The following is a 24,254-nucleotide window of genomic DNA, read 5'->3' as shown; positions in this document are numbered from 1 at the left end:
CTGAAGTCCTTACTACAAATAAGTTTTATTATGGGCAATTAAGCGAACATGATATCACTTGTATTTCCTTTGTGTTTCTTTTTTGGCGGTTCGTTAAAGAAAATACCATCAGGAGACAATTATGAAAAATTCCCTAAATCTGGGAACGATGAAACGAAAAGCTGTCAGCATATCCCCAGAAGAATTGATAAAAACAGAATTTCTCCAGCCGGAAACAAACTTTCCTTTAGTAATAAAACCAGCCATAAAAGGTGTTAATTTACTAAACTGGGCCCAAAGCAATCGGGAATTCCTTCAAAATGAATTATTAAAATACGGAGCAATACTCTTTCGTGGTTTCAATGTCAAAACAGTAGATGAATTTGAGCAGATTATCGCAGCTATTTACAAAGAAGCGATGGAATATCGCTATCGGGCATCGCCTCGTACTCAAGTAGGTGGTAGAATTTATACATCTACCGATTACCCTGCGGAACAAAGCATCTTTCCCCACAATGAGCATGCATATTCTCCTACATTTCCGTTAAAAATATTCTTTTTTTGCATGACTCCAGCCCAGGAAGGCGGAGAAACCCCGATTGGTAGTTGTCGAAAAGTTTTTGAGCGGATTCATCCAGAAATACGCGATCGCTTTATTGAAAAGAAAGTGATGTACATGCGTAACTTTGGCGATGGATTTGGTCTTCCTTGGCAAACTGTATTTCAAACAACAGACAAAATTAAGGTAGAAGAGTATTGCCATAGCAATGGAATTGAGTTTGAATGGAAAGATGGTGATAGATTAAGAACTCGCCAAGTAGGACCAGCGGTTATCAAACATCCTCGAACAGGCGAAATGGTCTGGTTCAATCACGCGACTTTTTTCCACGTTTCCACATTGGAACCAACAATACGCGATTCGTTGTTGAAAAATTTTCCAGAAGAAGACTTACCAACTAACACATATTACGGGGATGGTTCTCCAATTGAGCCATCAGTGTTAGCTCATCTCCAAGAAGCTTATCAACAGGAAATGGTCACCTTTTCCTGGCAAAAAGGAGATGTATTGATGCTGGACAATATGTTATCAATACATGCCCGCAAGCCATTTGTCCCTCCAAGAAAAATTTTAGTAGGAATGGCTGAACCTTATACTCCCCAACACATTTAACTGACACAGAGGTAGAAATATGCAAGCAGAAAGTATGGAGGGGTTTCGACTTTCACCTCAACAAGAACATCTATGGTTACTGCAACAAATTGATAAAAGTGGGGCTTATCGTAGCGATTGTGCAATTTTGATTGAAGGTGATGTCGATATAAATAATTTAGGATTGGCATTACAAGATGTTGTCAATCGCCATGAGATACTCCGCACCTGTTTTCCTTGTCTGTCTGGGATGACTATTCCAGTCCAAGTGATTACAAATGGCAAAATAATATTAGACACACACAATCTTAGTAGTTTGAATCCTCAAGAAAAAGAGGCTAAGATTGAGGCAAGGTTTCAGGAATTGAGCCAGCTACCTTTTGACTTTGAGCAAGGTTCAATTTTACATACATCCCTGGTGACTCTATCGCCAGAGAAGCATCTGTTGTTTATCAGTTTGCCCGCTATTTGCGGAGACAGTGCAAGTCTGAATAATTTGGTGCAAGAAATTGCTATTTCCTACTTAGCCAAATTACGCGGGGAACTATCTGATGAACCGCTGCAATACGCAGATTTTTCGGAATGGCAGAATCAAATACTTGAAGCTGAGGAGACAGAAATAGGAAGAGAATATTGGCGCAAGCAAGACTTTTCTGCTGTTGAAACTTTAAAGCTTCCTTATGAAAGCCATATTTATGAAAAACAGAAATTTGAACCAAAATTAGTAAATTTAATAATTGCTCCTGAACTGGTAGCAAACATCGAAGAATTAGCCCAAAAGTATAACACTTCTGCTTCTATATTTTATTTAACTTGCTGGCTGGTTCTGCTCGGGCGGCTTATTGGACAATCCGAGATGATAGTTGGCAAAGCTGTCGATGGCAGGAAATATGAGGAACTCAAAGGAGCTTTGGGGCTGTTTGCCAAATATTTACCACTTCATTGTCATTTAGAAGATAATTTGCAGTTTAGTCAAATTTTACAGCAAATTCATGAATCTGTAGAATATATCTACAAATGGCAGGAGTGTTTTACTTGGGAACAAATATCGGAGTCGGATGCCAAATCCGTGAACTTGCCTTTTTTCCCTCTTGGCTTTGATTTTGAGGAAGAAGACGCGAAGTATGACGCGGGTAATATAACATTTTCAGTTTACAAACGTTACGTCTGTATTGAGCGTTTCCAAATAAAGCTCTCTTGTAGGCGAAGGGATGATATTCTAAGTGCAGAGTTTCATTATGATTCCAACCTGTTTTCTGCAAAAGATATTGAAGGTTTAGCAGAGCAATTTCACAAGTTAGTAGAAAGTGCTGCAAATAATCCAGAAGCTGCAATCAGCAAGTTGGAGATTTTGGGCGATCGCCACCTTCATCAACTTCTTGTCGAGTTCAACCAAACACAGGCTGATTACCCAAAAGACAAGTGTATCCACCAGTTATTTGAGGAACAGGTACAGCGTACACCAAACAATATTGCCGTTGCGTTTGAAAACCAGCAACTCACGTATGCTGAACTAAACGCGCGTGCAAATCAACTGGCTCACTACTTGCAAAAAGTAGGTGTGGAACCAGACGTACTGGTGGGAATTTGTGTCGAGCGTTCTGTTGAAATGCTCGTTGGTATCCTTGGCATTCTCAAAGCTGGCGCAGCTTATGTACCACTCGACCCAACCTATCCTCAAGAGCGCTTAAGCTTCATATTACAGGATACCCAAACATCTGTGTTATTGACTCAGCAGCACCTGCTGGTCACATCCCCCCAGGGGGATCATCTTCACAACCCTAAGACAATTTGCAATTCGATACAGTACACTCTGACCTCTCCCCAACCCCTCTCCTACAAGGAGAGGGGCTTTCCCCCAACGCTAGTAGGAAAGGAGGTTAGGGAGTTAGGTCTTGTGTTTGATTCAACTGAGAACCCCTGTAACACACTTTGCTTGGACACAGACTGGGAAACCATTGCTTGCGAAAGCAACGAAAATCCCACTTTGAGGACGTGCGCCGAAAACTTAGCTTATGTAATCTACACCTCCGGTTCTACAGGTAAACCTAAAGGAGTACAGATTACACATAAAAACTTAGTTCACTCAACAACTGCTCGTATTGCTTACTATCAGGAAAGAGTTACCAGCTTTTTATTGCTTTCGTCGTTTGCTTTTGATAGTTCGGTAGCAGGTATTTTCTGGACACTTTGCTCTGGAGGAATTCTCTACCTTCCCCAAGAAGGTTTACAACGGGAAGTACCAAAACTTATTGAGTTCATTGCTCAAAATCACATTTCCCATCTATTAAGCCTTCCCTCTCTGTATGCTCTCCTCTTAGAACACGCCAAACCCGAACAGTTAAATTCACTTCGCACCGTCATAGTTGCGGGTGAAGCTTGTCCAACAGAGTTGGTGCAACGTCACCTAAAGTTGCAGTCAGAAACATCTCTGTTTAACGAGTATGGACCAACAGAAGGAACTGTTTGGAGCAGCGTATACCATTGTCGCTCTCAGGATACCACAACGCAAGTATCGATTGGTCGCCCCATTGCCAACACGCAAATTTATATACTGGATTCTCATTTACATCCGGTTCCTGTTGGTGTCCCCGGTGAGCTTTGTATCAGCGGCGAAGGTTTAGCCAGAGGCTATCTTAACCACCCAGCAATGACTGCTGCGAAATTTATTCCCAGTCCTTTTAGCAACGAAACTGGTATCCGGTTATACAAAACAGGGGATTTAGCTCGCTATCTTCCTGATGGGAACATCGAGTTTCTTGGACGTATTGATAACCAAGTTAAGGTGCGGGGCTTCCGTATTGAATTAGGCGAGATAGAGGCGGTGCTAAATCAGCATCCAGGAGTGCGGGAAAGCGTGGTTTTGGCGCGAGAAGATGTACCAGGGGATAAACGCTTAGTTGCCTATGCGGTGCCTAACCGAGATTCAGCACTCACAATAAATGAACTGCGCGATTTTCTCAAGGAAAAGCTACCTGAGTACATGGTGCCATCTGCTTTTGTACTCCTCAAGGAGCTACCTCTCAGCCCCAATGGTAAAGTGGATCGGCGATCGCTAAGAGCACCAGAGCAAGTGCGCCCAGAAGGGCTATTTGTCGCTCCCCGCAACTCTATTGAAGAAAAGCTTGCCGGGATTTGGGCTGAAGTGTTGAAACTGGAACGAGTTAGCATCCACGACAACTTCTTTGACTTGGGAGGACATTCTCTATTAGTTACCCAGCTTGTCTCTCGTGTGCGCGACGTTTTTCAAGTTGAGCTTCTTATTAGCCAAATTTTTGAAGCTCCCACTGTCGCAGATTCAGCTGCTATCGTGATCCAAAAACGAGCTGAGCAAGTAGATGATGAATTGCTGGCTCAAACTTTAGCAGAACTAGAACAACTATCAGACAACGAGGTTCAGACAGTACTTGCCGATAGCAAACAGTCAATCAAGGATGAAAGAAATTAAATGAATAGCCTGAGCAAACGGATTACAAATCTTTCACCAGAAAAACGCGAGTTACTTCTGCGGCGACTGGAAGAGAAACAAGGGAATGTCTCACAAACAAAAATCCAAGCCCAAAGTCGAGAGTCCAACACTTTCCCCTTGTCCTTTGCCCAGCAACGCCTGTGGTTCTTCAAACAGTTAGAACCAGATAGCTCTGCTTATAACATTCCTGCTACAGTGCGCCTGAGTGGCTTGCTGAACTTAGCTGCACTGGAGAAAAGCATAGATGAAGTTGTACGGCGACACGAAGCTTTGCGGACTACTTTTACCTTAGTAGATGGGCAACCAGTACAGGTCATTCACCCAGCGTCTCGTTTTACCCTGCCAGTGGTAGATTTGCAGTCTTTGAATGAAACTGAGCAGAATGTTGAAACTCTGCGGCTTGCTACTGCAGAGGCCCAGAGGTGCTTTGACCTTGAGAAAGGACCGTTGTTACGGGTCATTTTGCTGCAAATGCGCAAGACAGAATATGTGTTGCTATTCACAATGCACCATATCGTCTCTGATGCCTGGTCAACAGGACTACTCATCCGAGAACTTGTGCTACTCTACAAAGCCTTTTCCACTGGGCAGTCCTCACCACTGCCCGAACTGCCTATTCAGTATGCAGATTTTGCGGTTTGGCAACGGCATTGGTTACAGGGGGAAATTCGTGAAAGCCAGCTCTTTTATTGGAAACAGCAGTTGAGCGGTGAGTTACCTGTGCTGCAACTGCCAACTGATTATTCGCGGCCCATAACCCCAACCTATCGAGGTTCTCGTCAATTCTTGACCTTATCTAAATCCTTAACGGAAAAATTGAAAGACTTGAGCCATCGAGAAAATGTCACCCTTTTTATGACCTTGCTTGCAGCATTCCAAACACTGCTCTACCGTTATACAAGGCAAGAGGACATTCTGGTTGGTTCTCCCATTGCTAACCGCAACCGCTCTGAGCTTGAAGGGGTGATTGGGTTCTTTGTAAACACACTTGTACTCAGGACTGACCTATCTGGCTCTCCCAGCTTCCGGCAATTACTAGATCGGGTAAAAGAGGTAACTTTAGGAGCCTATGCTCACCAAGATTTACCCTTCGAGCAGCTCGTGCAAGCAGTACAACCTGATCGTAATCTCAACCAAAATCCACTGTTTGAGGTGTTGTTTAGCTTGCAGAATACTGCAATGCCTGTTTGGCAGCTTCCAAATTTAACGTTAACGCCCTTACATATTAATAACAATACAGCTAAGTTCGATTTGACTCTGTTGATGGAAGACACAGAAGAGGGATTGGTTGCAACTTTTGAGTACAACACGGATTTGTTTGATAGAGACAGCATTCATCGAATGCTAGGGCATTTTTCTACTTTGCTCGACGCTATTGTTGCCAATCCCGACAATGCAATTGCAAATTTGCCCTTACTCACGGCATCTGAGAAACAGCAGTTAATAGTTGAGTGGAATAACACAAAGAAAGATTATCCGCTAAACCTGTGCATTCATCAGTTGTTTGAGCAGCAGGTAGAAAGAACACCGGATGCTGTTGCATTGGTCTTTGAAAACCAGCAACTAACCTACCGAGAGTTGAACAACCGGGCAAATCAGCTGACACACTATTTGCAACATCTGGGCGTGAAGCCAGATATCCTCGTTGGTATCTGCATCGAGCGCTCCTTGGAGATGGTCATTGGGCTATTAGGCATCCTGAAAGCGGGTGGCGCTTACCTACCCCTTGACCCCGCCTATCCCAAAGAACGTCTAGCGTTTATGTTGGCAGATGCTTCTGTACCAGTGCTGCTAACTCAAGAAAAGTTACTGGCAACGTTGCCTGCTCATCAAGCTCAGGTAGTTTGTCTGGATACAGACTGGGAAATTATTAACCGCGAAACCGCTCTTGATCTAATCAACCACACAACCACCGAAAACCTCGCCTATGTGATCTACACTTCCGGCTCAACCGGTCAACCAAAAGGAGTGCAAATTCCTCACGGCGCACTTGTAAACTTCTTAAATACAATGCGTCACTCTCCTGGATTGACTCAAGAAGATATCCTGCTATCAGTCACTACATTATCGTTTGATATTGCCGCACTGGAATTATACCTACCGCTAATTGTCGGTGCGCGATTAGTATTAGTTAGCCGTGAAGTTGCTGCTGATGGTACTCAGTTGTTAGCACAGCTAACTTCTTGCAATGCCACAGTTATGCAAGCCACACCAGCCACTTGGCGGTTACTGCTTGCGGCGGGATGGAATCGCACACAGCAATTGAAAATTCTTTGCGGCGGTGAAGCCCTCGACAGTTCCCTTGCCAATCAGTTATTGCAACGCAGCACCTCGGTGTGGAATTTGTACGGTCCGACAGAAACGACAATTTGGTCAGCCGTGCAAAAGGTAGAACAGCAGCAACTAATTGATGTTGTTCCTATCGGTCGCCCAATTGCCAACACACAAATATATCTATTAGATAAGCATTTGCAACCTGTGCCTATTGGAGTTGCTGGTGAGTTGCACATTGGCGGTGTGGGGTTGGCGCGAGGTTATTTGAATCGACCTGAGCTAACCAACGAGAAGTTTATTCCCAGTCCTTTTGCGCTAGGAGAACGCCTGTATAAGACAGGGGATTTAGCACGCTATCGTTCAAATGGAAACATCGAATTTCTAGGAAGAATTGACCATCAAGTCAAGATTCGCGGCTTCCGTATTGAACTAGGGGAAATAGAAGCTGTTTTGGAACAACACTCACTCGTGCGCCAAGCCGTAGTCATTGCCCGTGAGGACGTACCTAATGAGAAGCGCCTAGTTGCTTATGTTGTTTTTGACAAGCAATCGAAAATTCAAAATCTTAAATCTGATGACCTACGTCGCTTTCTACACAAGCAACTGCCTAGCTACATGGTGCCATCAGCTTTTGTGCTGCTAGAGTCGCTACCACTTACACCCAATGGGAAAGTAGATCGTCGGGCATTACCAGCACCTGAAACGAAAAGATCCGAAATTGAACCTACTTTTGTAGATCCTCGTAATGACATTGAGAAAGCGTTGGCTCGAATCTGGACTCAGATTCTTGGTGTTGAAAAAGTGGGTATCCACGATAACTTCTTTGAACTGGGAGGGCATTCCTTGCTGACAACTCGGCTCCTGGTTAATATCCGGGAAGCTTTGCAGGTGGATCTGCCCTTACGTATTCTGTTTGAGTCGCCTACTTTAGTAAGTTTAGCCGAGACAATAGAGAGAATCCTCTATGCTAAAGCCTCGACAACCCCTAGCGCTGCAACTGTTGCAAATCTGAACGATGAAGCTGTTCTAGATTCTACAATTGTCACACAAGCTTGCTCAGTTGAACCTAGGACTAAGCCAGCCTGTATCTTCTTGACAGGAGCAACCGGTTTTCTAGGTGCTTTTTTACTTTATGAACTTTTGCAGCAAACTCAAGCTAATATTTATTGCCTAGTACGTTCCACAAATGCAGAGGAAGGTAAGAAGAGACTCCGAAGCTGCCTTGAATCCTATTTAATTTGGAATGAATGTTTCAGCGCTAGAATTATCCCAGTGATAGGAGACCTGTCTCAGCCACTTTTGGGTCTTTCTGAAGATGAGTTTCAAATGATGGCAAGTACAATTGATGTCATCTATCACAATGGCGCGTGGGTTCATCATATTTATCCCTACTCTGTACTCAAAACACCTAATGTTATTGGCACCCAAGAAGTTTTAAGATTGGCAAGTAAAATAAAAGTCAAGCCGGTACATTTTATTTCTACTGTCAGTATTTTTTCTGCATCTGGGAATTCAGAAGTTCAACTTATTAGAGAACAAGACAGCATTGATGATGCCCAAGTGCCTAATAATGGTTATGTTCAAACTAAATGGCTTGCCGAGAGATTAATAAGAATTGCGGCAGACCGAGGAGTTCCAATTTGTATTTATCGACCATCACGTATATCAGGACATAGCCAAACTGGTGTCTTTAATCAAAATGACTTTTTGTACAAATTAATAATAGGTTGTAGCCAATTGGGAACTGCGCCGGATAGGGACATTAGGGAGAACATAATTCCTGTTGATTATGTCAGCAAAGCAATTGTCCATTTATCAAAGCAAGAAAAATCTTTGGGAAAAGCTTTTCACCTAACTAACCCCCAGCTTCTCCACTCAAATATGCTTATCGACCAGTTTCGTTTGCTAGGATATGCAATTGAACAAATTTCCTATGAACAGTGGCGAGCAAAGTTGCTCGATATCACTAAAGGTTCCGTAGAACATCCCTTGTATCCCTTGGTGCCATTTTTCCCTTCAAGTAACTTTGAAGAGAAAACGTCTAACTCAGGAATTTTACAGTTTGATTGCCAGAATACGTTAGATGGAATTGCAGGCACATCTATTGTTTGTCCACCAGTAGATAATCAGTTGCTTAGTACTTACTTTTCTTACTTAAAAAAGAAAGGCTTTTTCGATGTTTGACAGTAATTGTGCGGCACTCTTGGCTAGTAGTGAGTGCTGTCTTCGCTCAGAGCAAGGGTTTTAAGGGCTAAAGCCCTTACTACATTTAAAAGCGTTTATTTATGCATACCTACTTATTAAGGAGAAGTTTTTTATGTCTTCCAAAACTCATAATTCTGGCTACGAGCCTTTGTCGCGGATACATAATGATTCTACACAAACTACCAAAAAGCTATCCACAATAGGATTGAACGAACATCAGCAGCAGTATTTAGAAAAGTTTGTTGCACGCTACACCCAGCGGACAAAAACATCAAAGCAACTCAGCCAAAGTTATCGTCCGGTGCTAGCTGACAATAAAAACTTAGGGGAGTTTTATTTACCTCTTAAGGAAATGTACTATCCGATTGTGGCAAAGCGCTCTGTTGGGTCAAAGATATGGGATGTCGATGATAACGAATATGTTGATGTGATGATGGGGCTGGGAATAAATCTTTTTGGTCATAATCCGCCTTTTATCAAAGAAGCACTGACAGAACAACTTGACAAAGGTATACAAATTGGTCCGCAATCAGAGTTAGTTGGCGAGGTAGCTGAGTTAATTTGTGAACTTACTGGGATGGAGCGGGTAGCTTTTAGTAATACAGGCACCGAAGCCGTGATGACCGCGATCCGCTTGGCAAGAACGGCAACAGGTCGCAACAAAATTGTTATCTTTTCAGGCTCTTATCACGGTCATTTTGATGGAACACTAGTTAAAGCACAAATGCTGGACGGAATGCATGCAGTGCCTATTGCTCCCGGTGTACCACAAAATTTCGTTAAAGATGTTTTGGTTTTGGATTATGGAAATCCGCAATCATTAGAAATAATAAAAGCGCATGAGCAGGAATTAGCAGCTGTTTTAGTTGTCCCTGTGCAAACCAGCAGACCTAGCTTACAGCCAAAAACGTTCCTTCAAGAACTAAAGCAATTAACAAAAGAATCAGGGATCACCTTAATTTTTGATGAAATGATTACTGGTTTCCGCATTCATCCAGGCGGCGCACAGGCGTATTTTGGCGTTGACGCCGACATCGCAACCTATGGCAAAATTGTTGGTGGCGGTATGCCGATTGGAGTCATTGCTGGCAAAGCTGCTTATATGGATGCTATAGACGGCGGTATGTGGAATTATGGAGATGATTCCTACCCAAGTGCCAAAAAGACGTTTTTTGCAGGTACCTTCTGCAAGCATCCGTTAGCTATGGCTGCTGCACGAGCAGTTCTTAAACATCTTAAGACTGAAGGACCCGTCCTTCAACAGCAGTTAAATCAACGCACATCTCAATTTGTAGTAGCTTTAAATGCTTACTTTGAAGAGGATAAAGTACCTATCCGGATGGCGAATTTTGGCTCACTATTTGGTCCTGCTTCATCAAGAAATACTAACTCTGTGGAGGATAGTGCTGCTTCAGTGGGTATGGATTTGTTACGCTATCACCTACTTGATAGGGGAGTGCATCTTCTGGGTGCAAGTGGTTACATATCTACAGCCCATACAGATGAAGATTTGAATTACATAACACAGGCTGTGAAAGATAGCGTCAAGGAGTTGCGAGAGGGAGGGTTTTTGCCCTAGGATGTGTTTTCAAACTCTTAGAACCCCCTTACTTACCGATGAATTCGGGGGAGACAGACACCTGAAAGTCCCTCTTTTTAAGGGGAATTTAGGGGGTTGTGAATTTTAAACGAGGTATTAATATGGCAACAATGGGAAAATACTGTAAAGCTTACTCTCTCAAAAAGTTACGTGAGTTCAGTCAGTGGACTGAGAAGGGTGAAAATACAAGAAAAGAAAAGAAAGAAGTTGATGGAAAAGAAGTCGAAATAAATCGGCAACTAACGGATGATGACTTTCTTTATCTGCAAGAAAACTATGTGGTCACAGATGGAATTTTCCAGGACGAAAATATTATTTTTGACAATGTAACTCCCGAATGGAAAGAGTTTTGCAATAATACGCTCTTGTTTGAAATTCCAGTTTCTGAACCTGTGCAGGTACAAGCATTAGCAGGTTAAGACAAAGGTGAGCCATAAAACAGTAAAAATTTTTATAATCTACAAGTATAAACTACAAGGAGACAAACATGAATAGAGAAGACACAGAAGACACCACGATTTACAAAGTAGTAGTGAATCACGAAGAACAATATTCAATTTGGCCTGCTGACCGAGAGAACGCTCTTGGCTGGCGGGATGCAGGTAAAAGTGGTCTAAAATCTGAATGTTTGGAATATATTAAAGAAGTGTGGACTGATATGAGACCACTCAGTCTTCGCAAAAAGATGGAGTCTGCACAAGTGGCTCAACAATGACTAAATACGATTTTGGATTTTAGATTTTGAAATGCGATCGCTCAAGAAACCCGGTAACTCTTACGAGACCGGGTTTCTCTGCTTCAAAATTCCTTGCGCTCTTCTAAATGCGCTAGGATATCTTGACGCGTACGCCACACCGGACGCAATTGTTTCTTGGCAAACATCTGCAACTGGTCGCCAACATGGGGTGAACCAGGTTGAGTAGCATTACCGTAGCTGGTCAGTGCCATTGCCCGTACTGGTTGAGAAAATTCAATCGCAGCAACATACGCATCACCGAGAACTGCTTGGAAGCGCCCTTCTGACGCAGGAGCAAACCTGAGGACGCGGAAAATACCGAGCTTTCCATGACCTCCATTCGCAGGCAAATCCACATTGCCATACCGTAGCCGGAAAACGTCTCCCCACTTTACATCTAGCGCCCCATACGCCTTCTCCACCTTAGCCGCTGCTGCTTCCAGTTTAGCGACTGCATCCTTTGGGTCAGCTAAGCCGTCGGGTGTGGTGCGCGGGGAGTCTTCACTCCAAGCTATGCTAAACGCTTTATCTAAATCCATCTCTTCTACCCAAGAGGCAAAGAGTACTGCACCCTTGCTATCTGCATTGGCTTGTCTATCCCAAGTTTCTAACACATCAGCTGCTCGCCGTGCTAATTCACTCCCCTGCTTACGTGCTGCGGGAATCAAATCATCCAAGATGCGATCCGCCAGTTCCATGCGGGTGGAGTGCTTGTATTCCACCATTTCATCGAAAGAAATTTTTTCATCTTCTGCCAACATCCTTGCAGAACTCTGCGCCCGAAAACTCATTGGACCACGCGGTGCCATATAGGGCGGGTAATTATCTGGTTTTATGGCGAGTGGAAACGTGGTTGTCCAGGGTGGGTCATTAGCATTTTGTAACCAGCCGGTGGGTGGGTCAATGACGCGCGGTAAATCCTGATAAGGGTGGATTTTCGTCCATAACGTGCTCTTAGTGTCGCCTGGGATAATGCCTTCCCAGTATTGAAAATCACCCTTTTGCCGAACCGGAACATCACCGTTGAATACGTGCATGATATGCCCGTCTCTATCCGCGTACATTACCGTAAACATCGGGAGTTGCAAGCGCTGAAGTGCGGTTTCAAATTGCGTGAGGTTTTTTGCTCGTGCCATATCCCACCACTGCTCGAGCACATTTGGTCGGTCAAGACCAACAACCCGTAGCGCTACGGCTTTACCGCCTTTCTCTGAGACCACAGGTCCGTGGACAGAACTTTTCACGACTAAGGGTTCTGTTCGCACCGTGCCGTCTTTTTGCTTCACCTTTATAGAAAAGGTTTCTGTCTCAAAGGGACGAACTTTGCCATCAAAGCGATAGCCATCATCAACTAGTTTGAGTTCGTAGGCATCCCACCCATCCAGAGTGTTAACGGTGTAAGTCCAGCCCAAATAGTCGTTAAATGCGATCGCCAACACCGGAACTCCAACGAGTGTTGCTCCGTATGCATCTATACCAGGAGCAGTCACTTGTGCTTCATACCACAAATATAAATCCGACCAAGGCAGGTGGGGGTTTGCCAGCAGCATCGCCTTGCCACTTGCAGATCGTGATGGGGCGATCGCCCAACCATTAGACCCTGCTTTTGGCTCCTCCTGGCTGACCTGAGCAACCTGCTCTGGACTCGTGACAAAACTGAAATGGAGTACTCTGTGTAAGTGAGCCAGTACATCCTCCCCCTTAACTGGCAACACAACTTCTACCTCGTCGTCAATCTTTTCGCCATGCTCTTTAGCATAAGCATTGATTCCCTCAGCAAAGGCATCGAGATAGCTGCGAAAAGTTGAATTTTGTCCTTTGTACCAAGAACGAGCGCGTTCTGGGACTCCCATAGTGAGTACCCAACGGTCTGATTCTAGATATTTTTCTCCCCAGTATTCGGCAGCGCGTCCGCGTGCTTGACCGTAAAGACGCAAAAGCAGGTTACCGTGACTTTGCATCTGTGCCCAACCAAAGGCTTGAAACGCACTTCGATTATCTTTACCGTAGATATGCGGTACGCCGTAAGTATCCCAAAGTACTTCAGTTAATTTTGGCGGGGAACTTAAACTTTGGCTTCCTAGAACTAAAGCAAAAATGAGACTGAGTATAAACGGTAAAATTCGGAATGAATTTCCTTTGAACACCCTGAGTACATAGCGACTTTTGCAAAAACGCAAAAGACTTCTCAGGGGAACTAACTGCTCCCTGTTAGTAAACATTACAGTTTTAGTGAATATTGATGATCGAACTTAAAAAGCTATTTGTGTGCTAAAAATCACTTTCGTTTGAGTCATTACTAGATTTTTGGGTTGAAAGTTCTGCCCGATTTGAGTATCTGATAATTTTGTACTTTTAACTTTCCTTTCTGCATATTTTTACTACTTGTTTACAACTAACTAGGGTTTTTAAAGAGCGATTGCTTACGAGTAGTGCTGCACGTAGCTCAATCACCACAGTCGTTTTCATAACCTGACGCACCCAATTCATGCCTTTAGCAAAGGAGATACTTATTTCTCAAGTAAATTAATATTAATAGGAATAAATATCAACTTAGTGTAATTATTCTTATTGAAGAAGGCAGAAGTACGCTCGTCTGAGGGCATTTATGTTCCGTAAGACCGGGGATTCAAACCCAGACCTTACGGTAGCCACAGCAATGAAATGAGCGTGGGGGTCTTAAACCCTTCTTGTTGCATCGCGAAAGGGTCCTGAGTGCAGACTTGACAAGGGATGTCGTGAATGAATTATCTATCGGCTTGACTGATAATTCATTTACTACATCTGCTACAAAGTCAGTGACTAAACAAAGTTCCGACTCTCCACTGTTTATTTCCTATTTCAAGACATTGATCAAGTTCTGTCGTCTTCCAGGCATGGGATACTGGTTGCTGATTTTATTGCTGTATTCAGCAAGCAGCAGCATGGCACCGACGATGTTTCGTTCCCTGCTGGTAGATATTGGGTTGTCGTTATCAGATATTGGCTGGCTGCTGGGAATTGTAGGGACCATTGCTAATATGCTTGGTGGCATTGTCGCAGGTTTGCTCATTGCTCCTTTGGGACGAAAGCGATCGCTGATTGTATTCAGCTCGCTGTGGACACTCAGTATGATGATCTACTTACTTCCTGCGTTCGGTGTCACCAATTTGCCTGTTCTCTATCTCGTCGCCTGCGCTGCTTTTCTCACTATCGGCATGATGACGACTGCTACATTCACCATCATGATGGATAAAAGCACGTTAGAATCACCAGGCACCGATTACACCGTCCAAAGTTCAGTAGGTCTCCTGGGTAGTATTGGTGCTGCTGCTATCAGTGGTGTGATTGCCGGGGCGATCGGCTATCGGGGAGTGTTTGCGCTAAGTGGGGCGATCGCGCTCATCAGTGTTATCATTATTGCTAAAGTTTTTGATACTGATAAGAGTAGTGCAACTTAATATCTGGCTTTCTTAATTTTGAATGAGCGAATTTTGAATTTTGAATTGGTATAACCTCTCCCCACCCTGGCTTGAAAGAGCAGAGGGAGCAGGGGAGGCGCTTGGGTTGCAGGGGGACAAGTTCCCTTAGACTGCGAATATACGTTCAAAGAAAGCTATAATTTCAAACCAAGCAGAGGTAGTCGCAGCAGGATCGTAACGATAACCGTCGTCGCGCATGAAGGTATGCTCTGCTTCATACAAAAGCACTTTGTGAGGTACGCTGTTGTTCTCAAGGGCTTTAATTATGGTTTGGCGGTCATTTTCCGGTATATGAGGGTCAAGAGTACCAAACACGATAAGCATTTCGCCTTTGATTTCGCTCACCCGCTCAATTGTATCGGCTACTCCTTTACCCAGCTTGCCGGTGGGAATTCCAGTCGGGTAACAGCAGGCTGCTGCCTTAATTTCGCTTTGCAAGGCTGCCCGAAAAGCTAGGTGTCCACCAATACAAAAGCCTAGGGTGCCTATTTTCCCTGAAGAAACCGAACTCTGTGCTTCAAGAAATTCAATCACAGCACGGCAATCGGCGTCATAATCAGCTATCAGGGTTCGACGAGCATTGTCATTACAAAAACTTTTACGGGAGTCCGAAAGCCCTCTCTTTTTAAAGGAGGGATGAAGGACGACACGAGAAGTTTTAACTTCTCGTGTCTATCTTACACAGTTGTGTAAGATAGCACTATAATACTTTTATGGCAGAACTAACATTAACTCTAAAGCTACCTTTTTATCGACTCAACCAAAATAAAGCACTTGAATTTGAACGGCTGACAAGCGTCAACACTCAAGTGGCAAACGAATTATTGCGTCTTGATAAAAAAGAGCGGAAAAAGTTAACTAGTTCTGCTTTCGCGCATGTGGAAATTGGCTCTGCTTGGATTAATCAAACTATTCGGAATACAAATGCTAAAACGAAAGTTAAGCATTTTAAACAAATGTGGTTAGAAACAAATAACCAAAACTTTGAGATATCCAAGCAAGGCGATTTATACACAATTGCATTCAATCTACTACGAGGCAGGAAAGGACGCCTTCCTTTATCTATCCACTGTGCTTCGCATTCTCAAGTCCTGGACAAAATTATTGCACGGAAAGCCTTGCTTGGCTCTCTCAAGCTTTATAAGTCGAAAAAAGGAATTTGGTATGCACTGATATCTGTATCGATGGAAGTTCCCGATGCAATATCAGTTGAACACTGGATTGGAGTAGATCGAGGACAAAACAATATTGCTGTCGCTGCGCTTCCCAAGGGATTTGGCAAGTTTTGGAAAGGTGGACGGAGCAAAGGATTGAGACGGCAGTTTCAACGTACTCGCCGCAAACTACAAAGCGCCAAACAACTCAAAGAAGTGAAACGACTTGAGCAACGTGAAAGACGCATTATGACCCATATCAATCACGTCATTTCCAAGCAGCTTGTGCAATTTGCACAGGACTTTGGAATGGGTTTGCGGTTCGAGGATTTATCTGGTTGTCGTCAAACGATGAGACAGCACAAAAAGACAAAATCTGATGCTGCTAATAACCATGACAGTTGGGCATTTTATCAGCTAGAAATGTTTACTCGTTATAAAGCGATTCGTTTTGGCGTACCCGTTCAATCAGTTCCCGCTCCATACACTAGCAAGTCAGACCACCGTAATGGCGTGATTGGTAAGCGCAATGGAGATTGGTTCAAAGGATTTGATGGGTATCGTTGCAATGCTGATTGGAATGCTTCTCAAAATATTGGTCAATGGCTCGGTTTTTCATGCCCTCTAAATCTTCAGACCGCAGTAACTGCAATGGTTGCTGCCGATGTAGAGGGTGGGGTCGATGACAGTCCCCTTAACTAGTAAAACGCCCTAGCGAGTGGATTTATCCCTCGCTATGGCAACGACTAGAATCCCCGTGCATTTATGCCGGGGAGTGTCAACGCGCATCCGACCAAGATCATCAGGTTCAATAGCTAAACCAATTGGCTCAATGCGATGAAAAATTTCTGGGGCTGCCACTACATAGCCATATCCTGCTAAGTAGTTAGCTAAACGAATTATTGAACCACCTAACTGATAAATATCACTATAAAATACAATACCAGGGTAAAGTCCTGCTGCTTTGGGAGCTGCTACATAAACACGCATTAAACTGTCATCTACTCTCAACTCGACATTGCGGTTGGTGATTTGCATTTTTTTGTCTCCCACGCGTTCACTACCAGTTCTGGAAAGTTGGAGCACTTTCTCCTCATTCCATATTAAGAACTGTAGTATTTTAGAACTTAGTCACTGTTACGTTAATACCAGATTCGAGTTCTGGAACCTTAAAAAACTCAAATTTTTCAGTAGGTTGAGAAGTCTGGTTGATTTGAGCAGCCTGGTTATTTGTTTCCTCCAAACATTGTTTGAAGGTATTGCCAGGAGATTTAATCATCTCAAGCGGGTTAATCTTTTTGCATCCTTCACGTACTACCCCTATTGATTCAGAAACTTTTTTGAAATTATTGGTTCTGTCTGTGATGTTAAGTGTTCCATCAGTAATGGTAGCTGGTTGAGTGACAAGAGCAGCGGCTCGACCTTGGTCCGCTAGGGCAGGAGAAACATTTTCTTCGTTGGCTAAGGCAGGATGAGCCACAGCGATTGCGCAAAGCGCAGTGCCAGAGGCAATCGCGCAAAGCGCCGCGCCCCAAGGAGCGATTGCACGGAGCGATCGCCGTAAGGTGTGCGCACTAATTACAACTAAGGCTGCCAGTGAGCGTTTCATAATTCAATTTCCTATATGATGCTTGCTTTGTGATTCTAATATCCTGTATTCCAAGCTTTTTCATGAGTTGAAAAACACTAAGATAGTGTGGATTTCCAGAAAAACTTTACAAACATTATTATTTTTACATACCTATCATAAGAGGGATGATTTTTTAGAATATCAGCAAAAACCTTTATCTGATTTTAATGCATAGAGTACATTGTTGCTAGCCTGTTTGAGGCGATTGCGATTCGGGGCAGTGGCAAAGCCAATCGCGGGGAGCGCACTGCCGTTTGGCTCCGCCGTGCCGTACCGCGAGGGCGATCGCATAGAGCCGCGTGCTTTATTGACCATCTCGACCTAGTTCTAGTTCCCCATAAATGTTGATATTAAATGTAAATTGAATGTTAATGTAATTTTGTGTGTAGGCTGTGGGCAAAGGTGCAAAGGGTACTGCTTGCTTGACAGCGTTAACTGCCGCTTCATCAGTCATGCTCAATCCAGAAGTTTGTGCAATGCGGATATTGCTTACCAAACCTGCTCGGCTAACAGTAAAGTGAAGCACTGTTCGCCGGGAAGACTGGGTGAGTCCGGGTATCCAGTGCTGCCTCACTTGTTCCTGTAGCTGTTGTAGATAAGCGCCCATGTCTGCATCTTGACGGGCATCAATGCCATCTACAGATTGATTGAGGCGGTTGGAATTAGGCAGCGCTGCCTGATTACTGCTTGCAAAATCACGACTAGATAAACTAATTGGACCACCCAAACGACTTGCTCCACCCGATTTTGAAGATGGTTGCACTCGAGACACCTTTCGCGGTGATAAGCCCCGCGCCCCTTGGGATGATTGCGAAGTCGTCCTATTCTCCAACTGTTGAGGAGAGGATTTTGCAGCCAGCCGATCCCTATTTCCCTGACGAATTAAAGCTGCTGGTGGTTTCGTTGTGGGTGCAACTGTCGTTTGCCTTCTTTTGAGTGCTGGTGGTTTCGTTGTAGGTGGAAGTGTCGTTTGCTGAGGTTTGAGTGCTAGTGGTTTCGTTGTGGGTGCAACGGCGGTTGGTAAAGGTTGTGGTTCTGGCGGTTTTGGTGTAGGTGCGACGGGTGTTTGTACTGGTTCTGGTGATTTAGTTGTAGGTGCAACTGTCGTTTGTCGAGGTTTGAGTGCTAATGGTTTGCTGGTAGGTACAACGGCGGTTGGTTCTGGTTGAGGTTCTGGCGGTTTTGGTGTAGGTGCGACGGGNGTTTGTAATGGTTCTGCTGGTGTGGTTGGTGTAGCTACTCTTTGTCGCAGTTTGAATGCTAATGGTTTGGTTGTCGGTGCAACGGCGGTTGGTTCTGGTTGAGGTTCTGGCGGTTTTGGTGTAGGTGCGACGGGTGTTTGTAGTGGTTCTGGTGGTTTAGTTGTAGGTGGAAGTGTCGTTTGCCTTCTTTTGAGTGCTAATGGTTTGGTTGTCGGTGCAACGGCGGTTGGTTCTGGTTGAGGTTCTGCTGGTGTGGTTGGTGTAGCTGTCCTTTGTCGCAGTTTGAATGCTAATGGTTTGGTTGTCGGTGCAACGGCGGTTGGTTCTGGTTGTGGTTCTGGCAGTTTTGGAGTTGGTGCGATTGCCGCCGGCACTGGGCTTTGCCCAATGGCACTTTGTAGTGGTTCTGGTTGTTTAGTAGTAGGAGCAACCGCAATTTTCTGAGGTTCGGGTTGTAGTTTTTGAGGAGATCGATTTGGTGATCCTGCTTTTTGTTGGGTTTGTTCTGGCAGTAATATATCAGAAGGTTTAGAAGCAGCAGAGGTGCGAGCAGTTGATGATCCCGACTGAGCAGTCGAAATAGGTGATTGAGGTTTTGCTTTTCCACCTGCAACAGAATCTTTGGCAGCGCGTCGTGAAGTTTGGGGGGGCGTTTTTGTCGTGTTGGGAGGAACTTCAACGTACTCAATTGGTATTGGTTCGGAAAGCTCTTGCTTAGGCGCAAAAGCTCGCAGCCAATAATCGCTGCCAAGAAAGAGAATACAGTGCAGCAGTACGGAAATTACTACACCAAAAACCAGATCTTCTGGGCGATCGCCTCTTGCAAAGCTGCGCCAAGTGTGATCGCTTCTGTAGCCCTGTAATTTATCAGACTTAGCCATGTTATTGTGCCTTCTTGACAGCACCCTCAACAGTTTATTTAACAATGTAGGTGTGGTGGCTGGCAAACATCAGCAATGCCGGGTTGTTGTGTCAAGCAATCTTTCATGTCACAGATTAACCATCTGCATCAATGCGGTAGGATAGCGCGAACCAGCAGCTATTCCTGGTGGCATGATAGCATCAATTTGAAGTAATTCATCCGGAGTCAGTTGAACTTCTAAGGCGCCAACGTTCTCTTCAAGGTAAGTTTGTCGCTTGGTACCCGGAATGGGAACGATATCGTTTCCTTGTGCCAGCAACCAGAAGATCGCGAGTTGGGCAGGAGTACATTCTTTTTGGGCAGCCATTGTCTGCAATTTCTCGACTAACTGTAAATTGTGCTGAAAATTTTCGCCTTGAAAGCGGGGAGAGTTCCGCCGCCAGTCTTCAGAGGCTAAATCATTAGAGCTTTTGATTTGTCCGGTTAAAAAACCTCGCCCTAATGGACTCCAACAGACAAAACCAATGCCTAATTCCCGACAAGTGGGTAAAATTTCGGCTTCCACATCCCGCGTCCACAATGAATATTCGCTTTGCAGCGCCGCGATTGCATGAACAGCGTGTGCTTTGCGGATAGTATTAGCAGATGCTTCGCTAAGACCGAGAAACCGCACTTTGCCTTCACGTACCAATTTTGCCATTGCCCCAACAGTTTCTTCAATTGGTGTACTAGGGTCTACCCGATGTTGGTAGTAAAGGTCAATGACATCAACACCAAGACGGCTTAAGCTAGCTTCACACGCTGCACGCACGTATTCTGGTCTACCATTGACTGGCATCGCTTGACGGCTCTGGCTAATTCCTCCTAATCCAAATTTAGTAGCAATAATCACCTGCTCACGTCTATCCCGAATCGCTTTACCGACTAACTCTTCGTTATGTCCTCCACCGTAAGCATCTGCAGTATCGAGGAAGGTCACACCTAAATCAATTGCGCGATGGATGGTAGCAATTGCTTCTTGGTCGTCATGAGTGCCATAGATTCCCGACATACTCATACAACCGAGTCCAAGAGCAGAAACGGTGAGTCCACTGTTACCTAATTTTCTGGTTTTCATGTTCATTTCTCCTCAAAGTTCAGACATTTGAATCTTTATCTGTGTCCATCTGTGTCCATCTGTGGTTCCATCCTCCAAATCAAGGAAGTTTTGAGAAAATGTGAATAACAATAAAAGCGATTACCGAACCGTATTGCACCAACTTATAACGACATTAAGCCAGTCGTCATATCCGCTGGCAAAGTAAAACGGCGGATGAAAAAGCGATTAGGGATGTCTTTTTCTCGTCCTGGCAAAAGGCGATGACGGATACGCGCCTCAGTCACCCAGACATTGCGACCTGCTACAGTCAAGTTAACGGGTGACTCCATGTCTGTTGCTATGGTTTCCACCGACTTGGGTTGAGTCCCAGGCGAAAGAACATCGATACGTAGGAGGCGACCATTTCCACTGGCGATCGCACCTTCAGTAACCAGCAATCTGCCATCTGGTGCAAACTGCATCCCGTCTGGGTTTTCCAGCTTGCGTGTCAGAGGTATAGCCTCAACTTTTACACGTCCCTGAGGCTCTTGTACTACCTTAAACAATTCTCCACTATAGAATAGCCCCACGACCATAACACCATCCGGTCTACGGGCAATACCCGAGAGTCCTATTTCCTTGGTAGCCCAGCGTGTGTCCTCTGTCCAAATTTGAAGCTGAGTCGCCCCAGGCGCGAGATAGTAGATGCGGGGGCGCGAACTGTCTGTGAGGTAAACGCCGCCATCTGCATCAAGCGCCATGTCATTGCCAAAGCCACCATCAGGCATCAAGGAGACGCGCAAAACCTTGCCCGTGCGGGTATCGATTGCGAAAATCCGATGCGGACGGCGAATAGTTTCACCATTTGCACCAGGAACTCCAAGAAAGTCAGGAGAGTTTGTCCTAAGCAGCCAAAAACCTAGGCAACCCCAGTCATTTATCGACAATCGTTCCTCGCATTTTCAATCAATTCATCAATAAGATTTCTTAGCCGTTCTTGCCAGTCAGGGATGGCTCTTAGTTTCTCTTTAACACATAAAGCGTACTTTCAAGCATACGGGTGACTTGTCGAAAGGCTCTTCATTAAAAGGAAGCGCACCTAGCTTATGTTTTTTTTGAAAAGTCATTAATTTTACTTTTATTTATTAGTATACTAATAGATATAACACAAGTTTTGAGGTCGAACAATGCTTTTATCCATCAAGACTAAGTTAAAACTAACTGCCGAACAAAAAACCGTAATGAGTAAACATGCAGGTATAGCGCGGTTTACTTACAACTGGGGTTTGGCTACTTGGAAAAGCTTATATCAAGATGGATACAAGCCTAATAAATATCTGCTCAAGAAGTTCTTCAACAACTCAGTCAAAACAGAGTTGGAATGGATTAAAGAGAAAGGTATTTGTCAGAAAATCACTCAATACGCTTTCGATCAGTTGGGTGCAGCTTTTGACCGATTCTTTAAAGGGTTGGGTGGATATCCAAAGTTCAAGAAGAAAGGCGTCAACGATTCTTTCACAATAGACGCCAGCGGAAAACCTATTCCGGTAGGTGGCTTGCGAGTTAAGTTACCGACGATTGGATGGGTCAAGACTTATGAAGGATTGCCTCATGCGACGACTACCAAATTAACAATATCTCGGATAGCTGATGACTGGTATATTGCATTTGCACACGAGGTGGAATGCGAACCGACGCAAAAGTCACAAGAAGCTGTTGGCGTAGATTTGGGGATAAAAGAACTGGCTACATTAAGTACTGGTATCGTGTTCCCCAACCCAAAAGCCTACAAGAAAAGCATCCAAAAGCTAAAGCGATTGTCTAAGTCTTTGGCACGAAAAACCAAAGGTAGTAACAATCGCCACAAATCAAAAATTAAGTTGGCAAAGCATCATAACCGCGTTTCAAACATTCGTAAAGACTCGCTCCATAAAGTCACCAATTACTTATGCAAAAACCACGCCGTGATGGTGATTGAGGACTTAAATGTTTCGGGTATGATGCAAAATCATAAGCTTGCTCAATCCATCGCCGATTGCGGATTCTATGAATTTAAGCGGCAACTTGAATACAAGTGCAAGAAGTTTGGAAGCAAGTTAGTTGTTGCGGATAGGTGGTATGCATCTTCCAAAACATGTAGTAATTGTGGCTGCAAGAAAGAATCTCTGCTATTAAGTGAACGCGTCTATTCATGTGGACATTGCGGACATGTAATGGACAGGGATTTGAACGCTGCAATCAACTTATCGCGTTTGGCTAAGGCGTGAATGCTTTCTGAGGGATAACCGCTCCCATGCTCCCTATGAAGAAAGAAGTAAATGTCTAGACTTGTCTAGAATTTATATAGCAGGTTCCCCAAAGAATTCCTCGCGGTTCGTCTAGTCGTAGACTTGTAGCGGCAAAGATTTCGTCGCTTCCAACGAAGAAAGGCTCGCTCTTGCCTTGGGGATTAATACGCAGTATTCGCCCGCTTGTGACCGAACCGACATACAGCGTTCCATCGCTAGCGCGTGCAATTCCGTTTGGATACTGGAAATCAGCAGGCAACTCGATAGGGGGTAGCACTTGTGCAGGCGCAGCGATAGACTGAACAGAGCTAGAGACAAACACCACAAGTGCAGCCGTAGAAAGGAATGTTTTAAGCATTAAATTTCACCTCTTCAGGTTCTTGCCATTAATTCCTTAAACCTGGAATAGTCCACCCGCCATCAACTAAAATGGTTTGACCAGTTACAAATGAAGCAGCATCCGAACACAGCCAAAGAACGGTTTCGGCGACTTCCTCGGGAGTTCCCAAACGTTGCATCGGAGTATGAGCAATAAAGGGTTTGAGAAGCGCCTCATCATCACCAAATCGCCGCAACATAGGTGTATCTATGATGCCAGGATTAATGTTATTTATACGGATGCCATGCTGGGCAAATTCAAGAACTGCTGGTCGTATCAGTCCATCGATTCCGGCTTTGCTAGCAGAATAAATGGTTGAACCAGCCAGCCCACCAACAGCAAGCCAAGAAGAGGTGTTAACAATAGCACCACCAGTTCCCTGCTTAAGTAAGGCTTCGATTTCATATTTCATACACAGCCAAACAGCCTTCAAGTTGACTGCAATAGTCTGATCCCAGACTTCTTCCGTAAGCTCGGTCATGGGAGCGAATACCCCTTCAGTGCCAGCGTTGTTGAAGGCACAATCTAATCGACCGTATATATCAATTGTTTTGTCGATCAGCTTCTGAATTTCGGCACTATTGGCGACATCCGTCTGGATGAAAGTGCCTTCTCCATTAGCATCACGAATCATTTGCACCGTCAGTTTACCTTCATCCTCACGGCGACTAGCAACGACAACGCTTGCGCCTTCTCTTGCAAATGCAATTGCAGTCGCACGACCAATACCTGAGCTACCCCCAGTGACTAGGGCAACTTTATTTTGGAATCGCATAATATATTTCCC

17 protein-coding genes and 2 pseudogenes are annotated in these 24,254 nt (G+C 44.4%); 9 read left to right on the top strand and 10 right to left on the bottom strand.

The features are described 5' to 3' along the window. The first annotated feature begins 121 nt into the window (after window positions 1-121). From AACT52_RS28185 to AACT52_RS28160, 6 genes are all read left to right on the top strand, one after another. Entirely contained in the window at window positions 122-1,150 is a 1,029-nt protein-coding gene (locus tag AACT52_RS28185) for a TauD/TfdA family dioxygenase (protein ID WP_073634137.1), read from the top strand. A gap of 19 nt (window positions 1,151-1,169) precedes the next feature. Further along, the gene (locus AACT52_RS28180; RefSeq protein ID WP_083630587.1) at window positions 1,170-4,577 is read left to right on the top strand and encodes a non-ribosomal peptide synthetase; all 3,408 of its coding nucleotides are present in this window, start codon (window positions 1,170-1,172) and stop codon (window positions 4,575-4,577) included. After that, window positions 4,578-9,056, top strand: coding sequence for a non-ribosomal peptide synthetase family protein (locus tag AACT52_RS28175; protein WP_073634136.1), 4,479 nt, complete (start codon window positions 4,578-4,580; stop codon window positions 9,054-9,056). A 133-nt stretch (window positions 9,057-9,189) separates the two neighbouring features. Then, window positions 9,190-10,656, top strand: a complete 1,467-nt coding sequence (locus AACT52_RS28170) for an aspartate aminotransferase family protein (RefSeq protein ID WP_083630585.1) — start codon at window positions 9,190-9,192, stop codon at window positions 10,654-10,656. Between the two features lie 122 nt (window positions 10,657-10,778). After that, entirely contained in the window at window positions 10,779-11,096 is a 318-nt protein-coding gene (locus AACT52_RS28165; protein WP_073634135.1) for a hypothetical protein, read from the top strand. Window positions 11,097-11,164: 68 nt separating this feature from the next. Further along, window positions 11,165-11,392 carry an MbtH family protein gene (locus AACT52_RS28160; RefSeq protein WP_073634134.1) on the top strand — a complete coding sequence of 76 codons (228 nt, stop codon included), beginning with the start codon at window positions 11,165-11,167 and terminating at the stop codon, window positions 11,390-11,392. A gap of 83 nt (window positions 11,393-11,475) precedes the next feature. On the opposite strand, the gene AACT52_RS28155 is transcribed toward AACT52_RS28160, so the two are convergent. Next, window positions 11,476-13,635, bottom strand: a complete 2,160-nt coding sequence (locus AACT52_RS28155) for an acylase (RefSeq protein WP_073634133.1) — start codon at window positions 13,633-13,635, stop codon at window positions 11,476-11,478. A 516-nt stretch (window positions 13,636-14,151) separates the two neighbouring features. Between AACT52_RS28155 and AACT52_RS28150 the strand changes: the two genes are divergently transcribed. Further along, complete coding sequence (locus AACT52_RS28150; protein ID WP_073634132.1) at window positions 14,152-14,853, top strand: MFS transporter; 702 nt, start codon at window positions 14,152-14,154, stop codon at window positions 14,851-14,853. Between the two features lie 126 nt (window positions 14,854-14,979). Here the strand turns inward: AACT52_RS28150 and AACT52_RS28145 are convergent. Further along, a pseudogene (locus AACT52_RS28145) lies at window positions 14,980-15,462 on the bottom strand (dienelactone hydrolase family protein); the annotation flags it as partial. A 125-nt stretch (window positions 15,463-15,587) separates the two neighbouring features. On the opposite strand from AACT52_RS28145, the gene AACT52_RS28140 reads away from it, so the two are divergent. Further along, window positions 15,588-16,730 (top strand): RNA-guided endonuclease TnpB family protein, encoded by a 1,143-nt coding sequence (locus AACT52_RS28140; RefSeq protein ID WP_073634131.1) that lies wholly within the window; start codon window positions 15,588-15,590, stop codon window positions 16,728-16,730. Window positions 16,731-16,811: 81 nt separating this feature from the next. Here the strand turns inward: AACT52_RS28140 and AACT52_RS28135 are convergent. The 6 genes and pseudogenes from AACT52_RS28135 to AACT52_RS28110 all read right to left on the bottom strand — a co-directional run. Beyond that, window positions 16,812-17,066 (bottom strand): annotated as a pseudogene (locus AACT52_RS28135) (dienelactone hydrolase family protein); the annotation flags it as partial. 82 nt (window positions 17,067-17,148) lie between these two features. Next, window positions 17,149-17,637, bottom strand: a complete 489-nt coding sequence (locus tag AACT52_RS28130; protein ID WP_083630583.1) for a hypothetical protein — start codon at window positions 17,635-17,637, stop codon at window positions 17,149-17,151. 162 nt (window positions 17,638-17,799) lie between these two features. Beyond that, window positions 17,800-17,973: a hypothetical protein gene (locus AACT52_RS28125; RefSeq protein WP_158054794.1), complete on the bottom strand. Its 174-nt coding sequence runs from the start codon at window positions 17,971-17,973 to the stop codon at window positions 17,800-17,802. Next, window positions 17,963-18,265, bottom strand: coding sequence for a TonB family protein (locus tag AACT52_RS41550; RefSeq protein ID WP_443216670.1), 303 nt, complete (start codon window positions 18,263-18,265; stop codon window positions 17,963-17,965). The genes AACT52_RS28125 and AACT52_RS41550 overlap by 11 nt, the downstream gene beginning before the upstream one ends. 1,584 nt (window positions 18,266-19,849) lie before the next feature. Next, entirely contained in the window at window positions 19,850-20,839 is a 990-nt protein-coding gene (locus AACT52_RS28115; protein ID WP_073634129.1) for an aldo/keto reductase, read from the bottom strand. A gap of 143 nt (window positions 20,840-20,982) precedes the next feature. Further along, the gene (locus tag AACT52_RS28110) at window positions 20,983-21,747 is read right to left on the bottom strand and encodes a gluconolaconase (RefSeq protein WP_233154092.1); all 765 of its coding nucleotides are present in this window, start codon (window positions 21,745-21,747) and stop codon (window positions 20,983-20,985) included. Window positions 21,748-21,987: 240 nt separating this feature from the next. Between AACT52_RS28110 and AACT52_RS28105 the strand changes: the two genes are divergently transcribed. Next, on the top strand, window positions 21,988-23,067 hold the full coding sequence (locus tag AACT52_RS28105; protein ID WP_073634128.1) for an RNA-guided endonuclease InsQ/TnpB family protein: 1,080 nt from the start codon (window positions 21,988-21,990) through the stop codon (window positions 23,065-23,067). Between the two features lie 55 nt (window positions 23,068-23,122). Here AACT52_RS28105 and AACT52_RS28100 read toward each other — a convergent pair whose 3' ends face one another. Continuing rightward, window positions 23,123-23,446, bottom strand: coding sequence for a hypothetical protein (locus AACT52_RS28100; protein ID WP_073634127.1), 324 nt, complete (start codon window positions 23,444-23,446; stop codon window positions 23,123-23,125). A gap of 28 nt (window positions 23,447-23,474) precedes the next feature. After that, window positions 23,475-24,242, bottom strand: a complete 768-nt coding sequence (locus AACT52_RS28095) for a glucose 1-dehydrogenase (RefSeq protein WP_073634126.1) — start codon at window positions 24,240-24,242, stop codon at window positions 23,475-23,477. Window positions 24,243-24,254: the final 12 nt, after the last annotated feature.

This window comes from Scytonema sp. HK-05 (assembly GCF_963872035.1).
Lineage (GTDB): Bacteria > Cyanobacteriota > Cyanobacteriia > Cyanobacteriales > Nostocaceae > Kalymmatonema.
Note: the sequence above shows the minus strand (reverse complement) of the source record. Positions and strands in the feature narration are given on the sequence as shown.

Coding starts and splice junctions, on each gene's coding strand:
- AACT52_RS28185 (WP_073634137.1), top strand. CDS start 122: ATGAAAAATTCCCTAAATCTGGGAACGATGAAACGAAAAGCTGTCAGC.
- AACT52_RS28180 (WP_083630587.1), top strand. CDS start 1,170: ATGCAAGCAGAAAGTATGGAGGGGTTTCGACTTTCACCTCAACAAGAA.
- AACT52_RS28175 (WP_073634136.1), top strand. CDS start 4,578: ATGAATAGCCTGAGCAAACGGATTACAAATCTTTCACCAGAAAAACGC.
- AACT52_RS28170 (WP_083630585.1), top strand. CDS start 9,190: ATGTCTTCCAAAACTCATAATTCTGGCTACGAGCCTTTGTCGCGGATA.
- AACT52_RS28165 (WP_073634135.1), top strand. CDS start 10,779: ATGGCAACAATGGGAAAATACTGTAAAGCTTACTCTCTCAAAAAGTTA.
- AACT52_RS28160 (WP_073634134.1), top strand. CDS start 11,165: ATGAATAGAGAAGACACAGAAGACACCACGATTTACAAAGTAGTAGTG.
- AACT52_RS28155 (WP_073634133.1), bottom strand. CDS start 13,635: ATGTTTACTAACAGGGAGCAGTTAGTTCCCCTGAGAAGTCTTTTGCGT.
- AACT52_RS28140 (WP_073634131.1), top strand. CDS start 15,588: ATGGCAGAACTAACATTAACTCTAAAGCTACCTTTTTATCGACTCAAC.
- AACT52_RS28130 (WP_083630583.1), bottom strand. CDS start 17,637: ATGAAACGCTCACTGGCAGCCTTAGTTGTAATTAGTGCGCACACCTTA.
- AACT52_RS28125 (WP_158054794.1), bottom strand. CDS start 17,973: ATGGTCAATAAAGCACGCGGCTCTATGCGATCGCCCTCGCGGTACGGC.
- AACT52_RS41550 (WP_443216670.1), bottom strand. CDS start 18,265: ATGGGCGCTTATCTACAACAGCTACAGGAACAAGTGAGGCAGCACTGG.
- AACT52_RS28115 (WP_073634129.1), bottom strand. CDS start 20,839: ATGAAAACCAGAAAATTAGGTAACAGTGGACTCACCGTTTCTGCTCTT.
- AACT52_RS28105 (WP_073634128.1), top strand. CDS start 21,988: ATGCTTTTATCCATCAAGACTAAGTTAAAACTAACTGCCGAACAAAAA.
- AACT52_RS28100 (WP_073634127.1), bottom strand. CDS start 23,446: ATGCTTAAAACATTCCTTTCTACGGCTGCACTTGTGGTGTTTGTCTCT.
- AACT52_RS28095 (WP_073634126.1), bottom strand. CDS start 24,242: ATGCGATTCCAAAATAAAGTTGCCCTAGTCACTGGGGGTAGCTCAGGT.